General features: G+C 67.6%; 11 protein-coding genes. 9 read left to right on the top strand and 2 right to left on the bottom strand.

Features of this window, described 5'->3' with window-relative positions; genetic code table 11:
* Positions 1 to 71 precede the first annotated feature (71 nt).
* From mgrA to tsaD, 7 genes are all read left to right on the top strand, one after another.
* Positions 72 to 1,118: an L-glyceraldehyde 3-phosphate reductase gene (gene mgrA / locus AL3_RS01780; protein WP_066295832.1), complete on the top strand. Its 1,047-nt coding sequence runs from the start codon at positions 72 to 74 to the stop codon at positions 1,116 to 1,118.
* Between the two features lie 18 nt (positions 1,119 to 1,136).
* Positions 1,137 to 1,715 (top strand): GNAT family N-acetyltransferase, encoded by a 579-nt coding sequence (locus tag AL3_RS01775; protein WP_246168413.1) that lies wholly within the window; start codon positions 1,137 to 1,139, stop codon positions 1,713 to 1,715.
* Positions 1,716 to 1,749: 34 nt separating this feature from the next.
* Positions 1,750 to 2,955: an alanine racemase gene (gene alr / locus AL3_RS01770; RefSeq protein WP_066295829.1), complete on the top strand. Its 1,206-nt coding sequence runs from the start codon at positions 1,750 to 1,752 to the stop codon at positions 2,953 to 2,955.
* Positions 2,952 to 3,506 carry a tRNA (adenosine(37)-N6)-threonylcarbamoyltransferase complex ATPase subunit type 1 TsaE gene (gene tsaE, locus AL3_RS01765; protein WP_066295828.1) on the top strand — a complete coding sequence of 185 codons (555 nt, stop codon included), beginning with the start codon at positions 2,952 to 2,954 and terminating at the stop codon, positions 3,504 to 3,506. Before alr ends, tsaE begins: the two co-directional genes overlap by 4 nt.
* 89 nt (positions 3,507 to 3,595) lie before the next feature.
* On the top strand, positions 3,596 to 4,264 hold the full coding sequence (tsaB, locus tag AL3_RS01760) for a tRNA (adenosine(37)-N6)-threonylcarbamoyltransferase complex dimerization subunit type 1 TsaB (RefSeq protein ID WP_066296990.1): 669 nt from the start codon (positions 3,596 to 3,598) through the stop codon (positions 4,262 to 4,264).
* Between the two features lie 41 nt (positions 4,265 to 4,305).
* The gene (gene rimI / locus AL3_RS01755; protein WP_066296992.1) at positions 4,306 to 4,782 is read left to right on the top strand and encodes a ribosomal protein S18-alanine N-acetyltransferase; all 477 of its coding nucleotides are present in this window, start codon (positions 4,306 to 4,308) and stop codon (positions 4,780 to 4,782) included.
* Positions 4,783 to 5,856 (top strand): tRNA (adenosine(37)-N6)-threonylcarbamoyltransferase complex transferase subunit TsaD, encoded by a 1,074-nt coding sequence (tsaD, locus tag AL3_RS01750; protein WP_066295827.1) that lies wholly within the window; start codon positions 4,783 to 4,785, stop codon positions 5,854 to 5,856.
* Positions 5,857 to 5,921: 65 nt separating this feature from the next.
* Here tsaD and AL3_RS01745 read toward each other — a convergent pair whose 3' ends face one another.
* Positions 5,922 to 7,070, bottom strand: coding sequence for a glutamate--cysteine ligase (locus AL3_RS01745; protein WP_066295826.1), 1,149 nt, complete (start codon positions 7,068 to 7,070; stop codon positions 5,922 to 5,924).
* Positions 7,071 to 7,216: 146 nt separating this feature from the next.
* Between AL3_RS01745 and AL3_RS01740 the strand changes: the two genes are divergently transcribed.
* Positions 7,217 to 8,029, top strand: a complete 813-nt coding sequence (locus AL3_RS01740; RefSeq protein WP_083521362.1) for a shikimate 5-dehydrogenase — start codon at positions 7,217 to 7,219, stop codon at positions 8,027 to 8,029.
* A 30-nt stretch (positions 8,030 to 8,059) separates the two neighbouring features.
* Here the strand turns inward: AL3_RS01740 and AL3_RS01735 are convergent, their stop codons facing one another.
* Positions 8,060 to 9,280: a class I SAM-dependent methyltransferase gene (locus tag AL3_RS01735; protein ID WP_066295825.1), complete on the bottom strand. Its 1,221-nt coding sequence runs from the start codon at positions 9,278 to 9,280 to the stop codon at positions 8,060 to 8,062.
* 100 nt (positions 9,281 to 9,380) lie between these two features.
* Here AL3_RS01735 and AL3_RS01730 point away from each other — a divergent pair, with 100 nt between their 5' ends.
* Positions 9,381 to 10,538, top strand: coding sequence for a MalY/PatB family protein (locus tag AL3_RS01730; protein ID WP_066295824.1), 1,158 nt, complete (start codon positions 9,381 to 9,383; stop codon positions 10,536 to 10,538).
* Positions 10,539 to 10,563 lie beyond the last annotated feature (25 nt).

Genomic DNA, 10,563 nt, shown 5'->3' with positions numbered 1-10,563 from the left:
GGAGACGGGCCGTCTCACGGTGCCGTCCGGCGTCCTCGATTCCGGCGTGAAGCGGTGGCAGGATGGGTCCCATGACCTACACTCCGGCCGACGGCCGCTATGATTCCATGCCCTACCGCCGCGTTGGCCGCAGCGGTCTGCTGCTGCCAGCGGTTTCCCTGGGCCTTTGGCATAACTTTGGTGATGACCGGGACTTCGCAACGCAGCGCGCCATCCTCCGCCGCGCCTTCGACCTGGGCGTGACCCATTTTGACCTGGCCAACAACTACGGCCCGCCGGCCGGGTCGGCAGAGACGAACTTCGGCCGCCACCTCCGCGATGATTTCCGGCCCTACCGCGATGAGCTGGTTATTTCCACCAAGGCAGGCTATGACATGTGGCCCGGGCCGTACGGCAACTGGGGTTCACGCAAATACCTGCTCTCCAGCCTGGATCAGTCGCTGGAGCGGATGGGCCTGGACTACGTCGACATCTTCTACAGCCACCGCCCCGATCCCGACACGCCGCTGGAGGAGACCATGGGCGCCCTGGACACCGCTGTCCGTTCCGGCCGTGCACTGTACGCGGGCATCTCGTCCTACTCACCGGAGAAGACCCTGGAAGCTGCCCGCATCCTGGCTGAGCTGGGCACTCCGCTGCTGATCCACCAGCCCTCTTACTCCATGCTCAACCGCTGGGTGGAACAGGGGGAGCCGAACCTGTTCCAGGCGCTGGAGGAAGCCGGAGCCGGTGCGATAGCCTTCTCACCACTGGCACAGGGCCTGCTGACCAGCAAATACCTGGGCGGCGTCCCTGAGGGATCGCGGGCCGCGGCCGGTAAATCCCTGGACCCGGCACAGCTCTCCGAGGAAAACCTGGAACGGGTGCGTGGATTGAACCGGATCGCCGAAGCACGGAACCAGACCCTCGCCCAGATGGCCATCGCCTGGGTGCTGCGTCCGCAGACCGGCGGCAGTGCCGTGACATCTGCCCTTGTCGGAGCTTCAAGCGTGGGACAGCTCGAAGACAGCCTGGCCGCCGTGCAGAACCTGGACTTCTCCAGCCGGGAGCTGGCGGACATCGACACGTTCGCCAAAGATGCGGACATCAACCTGTGGGCCGCCGCACTGGACGCATAGTTCCCCAGGGAATGACCGATGACCCCGAAAGGACCCCGAATGCCGCCGGCTCCGTCCGCTGACCATCCGTCCGAACCTGCCCCTCCCCGCAGGCCGATTGCCATCAGGGAAGCCACGGGCGAAGACTGGCCGCAGATCTGGGCACTGATGGAACCCATTGTCCGGGCAGGGGAGACCTATTGCTGGGACCGGGACCTGGACGCCGGTGCCGGCCGCCGGCTCTGGCTGGAACCGGCTCCGGCCCGCGTCTTCGTCGCCGAAGTTGAGGGGAAGGTCCGCGGCACGGCTCAGCTGCATCCGAACCGGGGAGGCGGCGGCAGCCACGTCGCCAACGCCTCCTTCATGACGGACCCTGCGGCGTCCGGGCAGGGCATTGCACGGACCCTGGCCGCACACGTCCTGGCGGAGGCCGCAGCCGAGGGCTATCTCGCCATGCAGTTTAATGCCGTGGTGGAGACAAACACCCGTGCCGTTGCGTTGTGGACGTCGCTGGGATTCCGGATCCTGGCCACCGCTCCGCGCGCCTTCCGGCACCCTGCCGCCGGGCTGACCGGACTCCATATTATGTACAAGGACCTTCCGCAGGGCGGGCGATGACCCGCGCCGGTGCAGACAATGGAAGAATGGACCCGTGAATTACCTCGAAGCTGTTCCCCCGGCGGAGCGTAGCGCCGTCGTCGACCTCGCTGCCATCCGCCACAACGTCCGCCATCTCGCTGAAGTCGTCAAACCTGCCCGCCTGATGGCAGTCGTCAAAGCCGATGCCTACGGGCACGGTGCCCTTGAAGCGGCGCGAACGGTGCTGGAAGCGGGTGCGTCCTGGCTCGGGACCGCCCACATTTCGGAAGCGCTGGCCTTGCGCACGGGCGGGATTTCCGCGCCCCTCATGGCCTGGCTGCACACTGCGGAGAGCGACTTTCCCGCCGCCGTCGCCGCGAATATCGACCTCGGCGTCTCAGGCTGGGAACTTGAGGCGGTGGTGGCTGCCGCACGGGAGCTTGAGGTACCGGCGAGGGTGCACCTGAAGATCGATACCGGGCTGGGCCGCAACGGCTGCCCGGAAGACCTCTGGGAATCCTTCGTGGGCCAGGCCCTGGCCTACCAGGAGGACGGGCTGATCCGGGTTGTGGGAATCTTCTCCCACCTGGCCGTTGCCGACGAACCGCAGCGCCGGGAAACGGATGTGCAGCTGCAGAAGTTCCGCGAGGCCGTGGCCGTGGCGGAAGACGCCGGCGTGGACCACGAGGTCCGGCACATCGCCAACACTCCGGCAGCGCTGTCCCGCCCCGACTCACACTTCGACATGGTGCGGGTGGGACTTGGGATCTATGGGCTTTCCCCCTTCCCCGGGCAGACGTCCGAAGAGCTGGGGCTGCGTCCCGCGATGACCCTGAAGACGACCATCGCGAACTGCAAGGCGGTTCCGGCCGGCCAGGGGGTCTCCTACGGGCTGCACTACCAGACGTCCGCGCCGACCACCCTGGCGCTGGTCCCCATGGGCTACGCCGACGGGGTTCCCCGGGTTGCCACCGGGGGACCGGTCATGGTGGACGGCGAGGTCTTCCCGGTGGTTGGCCGGATTGCGATGGACCAGATGGTCATCGACCTCGGACGGACCGGAATCGCAGGCACACCGGAATCCTTCGTGGGCAAGGAAGCCGTGCTCTTCGGCGGCGAGGGTGCTCCCAGTGTGGATGAATGGGCTGCGGCCAGCGGCTCCATCAACTATGAGATTGTTACCCGGGTCAGCGGACGGGTCACCCGGAGCTACGTGGATACCGACGCCGCGGCGGCGCCGGGGGAGGCTTCAGCAGCTGCCGAGTCCGTCCACCCATGACGGGCGCTGCGCCGGAAGAGACACCGGTATGGGAACTGGAACTTCACACCGCCTCTGCGGCAGCAACCCAGAGCCTCGCCCGGCAGTTGGGAGCTGCCCTGCGTCCGGGCGACCTGCTGCTGCTCACCGGTGAACTCGGTGCCGGGAAAACCACGTTCACCCAGGGCCTCGGCGAAGGACTCGGCGTGCGGGCCGGCATCATTTCGCCGACCTTTGTCCTGGTCCGAATCCATCCCGCCCTCGGAAGCGGGCCGGACCTGGTGCACGTTGACGCCTACCGGCTGGGATCAGCTGCGGAAATCGATGACATTGACCTGGAAAACACCATGGACAGTGCGGTGACGGTGGTGGAGTGGGGCCGCGGCATGGTGGAACACCTGGCCGAGAGCCGCCTCGAAGTGACCCTCCTGCGGGCCACCGGCGGGCAGGCGGATCCTGAGGGCGGCCTGGTCACGGACTTCTCCGCGGAGGACGACGCCGAGGAGCGCACCATCCGCATGGCCGGGTTTGGACCGCGCTGGGCATCCGCTCCTCAGCTGGACGGTTTCTGACGCCGTCAGCAGCGCTGAACGGGCTGCTTCCCGGCCCCCGGCGGCAGCCGTGACGGGAGGGGACGAAGGAACCGCGTAAAATGGGCACCGTGCTCATCCTTGCCATCGATACCTCCGCCATTGCCAGTGCGGCACTGCTAACCGGTGAAGGGGAGACGCTGGCGTCCTTCGCCACCGCAGACACCCGTTCCCACGCCGAGGTTCTTGCCCCGGGGATCCAGGACCTGCTGCAGCAGGCCGGAGTTACCGGAACGCAGATCGATGCACTGGTGGTCGGTGTCGGCCCCGGCCCGTTCACAGGGCTGCGCTCCGGCATCGCCACCGCCCGGACCCTCGCTTTCGCTTGGAACAAACCGCTGCACGGAGTGATGAGCCTGGACGCCATCGCCCTCGACGCGGCCCTGGACGCCTGGCGGGCCGGAGTGGACGAATTTGTTGTCGCCACGGACGCGCGGCGCAAGGAAGTCTACTGGGCGCACTACCGCAGCACCGGCGGCACCCCGGAACTGCTGGACGGACCGCACGTCACCTCGCCTGCCGAAGTCCCGGACCTGCCCGCGTACGGCGCGGGCGCCGGCCTGTATCCGGATATCCTGCGTCCCGTGCAGGACTTCGCCGCTGCCCAGCCGACGGCTGAGGCCCTGGGCCGCACCGCCGTCGTGCGCCTGGTCCGCGGGCTGGAACTGCTGGACAGTGCACCGCTCTACCTGCGGGAATCCGACGCCAAGGTACCCGGGCCCCGGAAGCGGGCCCTGTGAGCACCCAGCAGGAGAAGACCCCGCCGGTCAGCATCCGGCCGATGACCGAGGCCGACATTCCGGCCGTGGACGCCCTGGAAAAAGCCATGTTCCCGGTCGACGCGTGGCCCACGCAGATGTTCTACGACGAGCTCGGCCAGACGGACACCCGTTCCTATTACGTGGCTGTGCAGCCGGACGGCAGCGTGGCGGGGTACGCCGGGCTGATGTGTGTGCTGCCCATCGCCGACGTCCAGACCATCGCCGTCTCGGCGGCACAGGAAGGCGCCGGCATTGGCTCCCGGCTGCTCGCCGTGCTGATCGATGAGGCCAAGGAGCGCGGCGCCGATGACGTCCTGCTCGAGGTCCGCGCGGATAATCCCCGGGCCCAGCGCCTCTACCGCTGGTTCGGTTTCGAACAGATCCACCTCCGGCCGCGCTACTACCGCGACGGCGCGGACGCCCTGATCATGCGCCTGGACCTCTCGGCCTGGCAGGGCAGCCCGCAGCGTACCGCCCCCACTCCGAAGGAAGCGTAAATGAACCGCACCGAACCCCTGGTGCTTGGCATCGAATCATCCTGTGACGAAACCGGCGTCGGAATTGTCCGCGGAACCACCCTGCTGGCCAACGCCGTCTCCTCCTCCATGGAGGAGCACGTCCGGTTTGGCGGTGTGATCCCGGAGATCGCGTCCCGCGCCCACCTGGATGCCTTCGTTCCCACGCTCCGGCAGGCCCTGGACGAGGCCGGTGTGGCGCTCGAAGACATCGACGCCATTGCCGTCACCTCCGGGCCCGGTCTCGCCGGTGCCCTGATGGTTGGAGTGTGCGCGGCGAAGGCCCTCGCCGTTGCCACCGGCAAGCCGCTGTACGCGATCAATCACCTGGTCGCCCATGTGGGGGTGGGGGTGCTCGACGGCGGTGACCTCCCGGAGAACCTCGGCGCGCTGCTCGTCTCCGGCGGCCACACCGAAATCCTGCGGGTCAAGACACTGACCTCCGACGTCGAACTGCTGGGCTCCACCATCGACGACGCCGCGGGCGAGGCGTATGACAAGGTGGCCCGCATCCTGGGCCTGGGTTATCCCGGAGGCCCGGCGATCGACAGGCTGGCCCGGGAGGGGAATCCGAAGGCGATCCGCTTCCCGCGCGGGCTCACCCAGCCCAAGTACATGGGCAGCGCCGAGGCCCCCGGCCCGCACCGCTATGACTGGTCCTTCTCCGGGCTGAAGACCGCCGTCGCCCGCTGCGTGGAGCAGTACGAAGCCGCCGGGCAGGAACCGCCGGTCGCGGACATCGCGGCGTCCTTCCAGGAGGCCGTGGTGGACGTGATCACCGCAAAGGCCGTGCTGGCCTGCACCGAACACGGGATCACCAACCTGCTGCTTGGCGGGGGAGTGGCGGCGAACTCGCGGCTCCGGGAGCTGACCGCAGAACGCTGCGCGGCGGCCGGAATCACCCTGCGGGTACCGCCGATCCGCCTGTGCACCGACAACGGGGCCATGGTGGCCGCGCTCGGAGCGCAGGTGGTGATGGCCGGCGGCGAACCCTCCGGCGTGGGATTCACACCCGATCCGTCGCAGCCGGTCACCAGTATCCATCTGTCGGCCTAGCGCCGTCCCGGGGTTCCTTCCCCGGGCAGCGCCGGCCGGCTTGGCGGCAGGGCAGAAACGCGGGGTTAGAGCCCTTCGCGGAGCTGCTGGACGCCGTCCAGCACGACGGCGCGCAGGTCGCCGTTGTTTTCCGCGGCAACCCGGCGCTGGCGCTGGTATCCGGCGCCGCGTTCAATGATGCCGGCAACGTCTGCCAGTTCAGCGGTGCAGCCGAGCTTTTCCGCAACCGGGGCCAGGCGCGGCAGGACGTCTTCGAGCAGGTGCTCGGTGACCAGCTTTTCGTTGCCGGCGGCGTCCAGGATGATGATCGCGTCGAGCCCGTAGCGGGCGGCCCGCCACTTGTTTTCCTGTACGTGCCACGGCGGCATGGTGGGAATGGTTCCGCCGTTGTCCAGGATGGTGGAGAACTCGTCCACCAGGCACTGGGTCAGGGCCGCGATGGCCCCGATGTCGGTGGAGGTGGACAGCCCGTCGCAGACCCGCAGCTCGATGGTTCCGAGGGCGGGCACCGGGCGGATATCCCAGCGGATTTCACTGATCGAATCGATCACACCGGTGGTGAACATGTCCTGCACGTAGGACTCGTATTCGCCCCAGGACCGGAACTGGAAGGGAAGCCCCGCGGTCGGCAGCTGCTGGAACATCAGCGCCCGCTGTGAGGCGTACCCGGTGTCATCCCCGGACCAGAACGGGGATGAGGCGGAGAGCGCCTGGAAATGCGGGAAGTAGTTCACCAGGCCGTCGAGCACCGGCAGGACTTTGTCCCGTGAATCCAGGCCCACGTGGACGTGCACACCGTAGATGAGCATCTGCTGCCCCCACCACTGGGTGCGGTCGATCAGTTTCGCGTAGCGTTCCTTGTCCGTCACGGGCTGGGAGCGCGGTACGGCAAAGGGATGGGTGCCGGCGCAGAACAATTCAACGCCCATCCCATCGGTAACCCGGCGGACAGCGGCCATGGAGCGGGCCAGATCGGCTTTTGCCTCGGCCACGGTGGTGCAGATGCCGGTGACCAGTTCCACCGTGTTTTCGAGCAGCTCCTGCTTGATGTGCGGGTGTTCTTCGTCCGCGCTGAGCTCCGGGTCAGCGGCGTTGACTGCGCGCAGGACCTGGTCAGCTACTGAGAGAAGCTCCCCGGACTCCCGGTCTACCAGGGCCAGTTCCCACTCAACCCCCAGGGTCGACTGCGGTGAAGCTGCAAACTCAATGTTCAATACGTCTCCTGCTGTGCGTCTCGAATGGATGTCTCCGGTCCGCACCGTTGCGTTCTAAGAGCCGATCCAATCCTAGCCCGCAGGAAAGCCTGCTTTGTTCCGCTGCCAAACCTCCTTCTCCAACCGCTGCAGGCAATAATGATCAGATGCCCATCCTCAACAAAGACATGGTCCTGTGCATCTCACTGGCCGCCCGGCCGAGCAATATCGGTACCCGGTTCCACAACTATCTTTATGAACAGCTGGGCCTGAACTACATCTACAAGGCTTTTGCGCCGGCGGACCTGGCACAGGCGATCGCCGGGGTGCGCGGCCTGCCGATCCGCGGCGCGGCAGTGTCGATGCCGTACAAGGAAGAGGTCATCGCACTGGTGGACCGGATGGATGCCTCTGCCGCGGCCATCGACTCCGTGAACACCATCGTGAACGACGCCGGCGTCCTCACCGCCTACAACACCGACTACCTGGCCATCGCCCGGCTGCTGGCCGACCATGCAGTCTCACCGGCCAGCTCGGTGCTGCTGCGCGGCTCCGGCGGAATGGCGAAAGCGGTGGCTGCTGCCCTCCGCGACGCCGGATTCTCCGATGTCTGCATCATCGCCCGGAACGAGGGAACCGGCCGGGCGCTGGCGGATCTTTACGATTTCGACTGGCGGGCCGAACCCGGAACGGCGACGGCGGATCTGCTGATCAACGTGACTCCGCTCGGTATGGCCGGAGCCGATGCGCATGTCCAGTCCTTTTCCGGCGGAACGGTTGCCGCCGCGCGGACGGTGTTCGACGTCGTCGCGCTCCCCTCGGAAACCCCGCTGATCCAGGCTGCCCGCGCCGCGGGCAAACACGTCATCACGGGCGCCGAGGTCATCGCGATCCAGGCCGAGGAGCAGTTTGTCCTGTACACCGGGGTGCGGCCCACGCCGGAACAGGTCCGTGCAGCCAGTGAGTTCTCCCGGAGCTAGCGGTTCGCAGCTGCTGCCAGCCGCCGCCGGCTATTCGACGGCGGCCACCGGCTCGACGACGATCGCGACGCGGTCCTCGCCGATCCGGGTGAGCACCAGGGTGGCCTTGTTCGGGCCCTTGCCGGAGCCGGTGAGCAGCTGCTTGCGCAGTTCCTCCGGAGTCACAGACATGCCGCGCTTCTTGATGTCCAGCACGCCGATGCCGTTGGCCCGCACCCAGGCCTTGAGCGCCTTGACGTTGTACGGCCGGACCTCCAGGATCCGGTACGCGCGGGCAAACGGGGTCTGCAGCAGCTCCGGTCCGGCAATGTAGGCGATCTGCGGATCCAGCAGATGCCCGCCCAGGGTGCGTGCGACGTCGGCGACCAGGCCCGCGCGGATGACTGCGCCGTCGGGCTCATAGAGGTATCCCTCGGCCGGGCCCGTGCGGACGTCCTGGGCACCGGGGACGTAGTCCTCATGCGAGGTCAGCTCAGCAGCTCCGGCCGGCCCGATCACCAGGGCGGCCCGCCGGATCCCGGGGCGGCGCAGCGCGTTGAACCAGAGGGTTGCCTCGGTGACGTCGCCGGCGACGGAGACCCACTGGGCCTCGCAGTTCGCCGGGACTGACTCATGCGGAATTCCCGGCCCCAGCTTCACTCCCACGGGCATCCCGCCGTCGGCAAGGGACTCCACGAAAGACAGTGGCGGCGAAAATGCTTCCGGATCGAAGATGCGGGAGGTGCCCGACGTCGACGTCGTCCGCCGCGCCGGATCCAGCCAGACGCCGTCGAACCCGGTCAGGTCAAAACTCTCGGCATCTCCCTGGACCACGGTGGCTTCGGGCCAGGGCATGAGGTTGATGGTGGCGACGGCGGCGGTGATCTCATCGAGTTCGACGGCGGTGACCTGCCGGTCCAGTGTGGCCAGCGCCAGGGAATCCGCGCCGATGCCGCAGCCGAGGTCCGCGACCTTCACCAGCCCGGCCTCCTGGAACCGCTGGGCGTGCAGGGCCGCGACGTTCAGCCGGGTGGCCTGCTCCAGGCCGGCCGGGGTGAACAGCATATGTTCGGCGAACGGACCGAACTTCGCCCGGGCCTTCATCCGCAGCTTCGCCTGGGTCAGGACGGCGGCAACGAGTTCGGGGGAGTGCCCGGCTTTGCGAAGATCGGTGTTCAGCTTCAGCGACTCGGACTCCAGGTACGGGCCAAGCGAGTTCAGCAGGGCCCAGCCCTCGGGGGTCAGGACATGGGCAAGGGAAGTATCGGGCATGCTAACAAGCCTAGTTCTTCCGCCGGGATAGCTGTTCTCCCCGTCGTTGGCCTGCCACCGGAATCAGGCAGGCAGACAGGTTCCTTGTAAATTGGAAGACATGACTGAGATGGCCGTAGATCCCCTCGACGAACTGCGCCGGCGCACCAGCGTCAAGTGGTGTACCCACCCGCAGGATGTCCTGCCGCTGTTCGTGGCGGAAATGGATTATCCGCTCGCTCCCGCGGTTGCGCGGGCAATGATTGAGCGGATTGAAGCGTCCGACGTCGGGTACGTTGCGGGTCCGGGTCCGCTGGCACCGGCGTTTGCCGGGTTCGCGCAGCGGCGCTGGGGCTGGGACGTAGACCCCGCGCGCATCCGCACCACCACGGATGTCAGCGTCGGCATCGTGGAAGCCCTGCGGCAGGCCATTTCCCCCGGCGCCCAGGTGGTGATCACCCCGCCGGTCTACGCACCGTTCTTCCAGCTGCCCGTCGAGGCGGGCGGGACTGTCAAGGAGGTGCCGCTGCTGGACGACGGCGCCAGTTGGTCCCTGGACCTGGCCGGACTTGAGGCGGCCTTCGCTGGCGGCGCCCAGGCGCTGCTGCTGTGCAACCCGCACAATCCGCTGGGTCTGATCCACACCCGCGAGGCGCTCGCCGAGGTTGCCCGGCTGGCGCACCGCTACGGCGTAACCGTGGTCAGCGACGAGATCCACGCACCACTGGTTTATTCGGCTGCTGACTTCACGCCGTTCCTGGCGGTCTCGGAGGAGGCCCGTGCCCACGGGGTCTGCGTGACCGCGGCCAGCAAGGGCTGGAACATCGCCGGTGCCAAGTGCGCCATCGTGGTGGCGGGGGATCCCGCCATGCAACTGCTTCTGGACGGCATGCCAGCTGGAACCGGCTTCCGGACCAGTATCCTCGGACTGCACGGCACAGCCGCCGCTTTCGCGGAGGGGGAGGAGTGGCTGGATGGTGTCCTGAAAATGCTGGATGGCAACCGCCGCCTTCTGGGCGAGTTGCTGTCCGCAGAACTGCCCGGGGTCAAGTACCGGATGCCCGACGCCGGCTATTTGGCCTGGCTGGATCTGCGCGCCCTGGGCTGGGGCGAGGACCCGGCCGCGGTCGCCCTGGACAAGGCCCGGGTCGCGGTGGAACCGGGGCTCAAGTTCGGCACGGCCGGTGACGGCCATGTGCGGCTGAATTTTGGCTGCGCGCCCGAGGTCCTGGAAGAGGCCGTGCTCCGGCTTGCCCGGGCACGGGAGTCCGGCGCCTGAACCCGGCTCAGACCCGGGACCAAGC

This window comes from Arthrobacter luteolus NBRC 107841, from assembly GCF_001552075.1.
GTDB lineage: Bacteria > Actinomycetota > Actinomycetes > Actinomycetales > Micrococcaceae > Arthrobacter_B > Arthrobacter_B luteolus.
Note: the sequence above shows the minus strand (reverse complement) of the source record. Positions and strands in the feature narration are given on the sequence as shown.

Coding starts and splice junctions, on each gene's coding strand:
- AL3_RS01730 (WP_066295824.1), top strand. CDS start 9,381: ATGACTGAGATGGCCGTAGATCCCCTCGACGAACTGCGCCGGCGCACC.
- tsaD (WP_066295827.1), top strand. CDS start 4,783: ATGAACCGCACCGAACCCCTGGTGCTTGGCATCGAATCATCCTGTGAC.
- AL3_RS01775 (WP_246168413.1), top strand. CDS start 1,137: ATGACCCCGAAAGGACCCCGAATGCCGCCGGCTCCGTCCGCTGACCAT.
- mgrA (WP_066295832.1), top strand. CDS start 72: ATGACCTACACTCCGGCCGACGGCCGCTATGATTCCATGCCCTACCGC.
- AL3_RS01735 (WP_066295825.1), bottom strand. CDS start 9,280: ATGCCCGATACTTCCCTTGCCCATGTCCTGACCCCCGAGGGCTGGGCC.
- rimI (WP_066296992.1), top strand. CDS start 4,306: ATGACCGAGGCCGACATTCCGGCCGTGGACGCCCTGGAAAAAGCCATG.
- tsaE (WP_066295828.1), top strand. CDS start 2,952: ATGACGGGCGCTGCGCCGGAAGAGACACCGGTATGGGAACTGGAACTT.
- AL3_RS01740 (WP_083521362.1), top strand. CDS start 7,217: ATGCCCATCCTCAACAAAGACATGGTCCTGTGCATCTCACTGGCCGCC.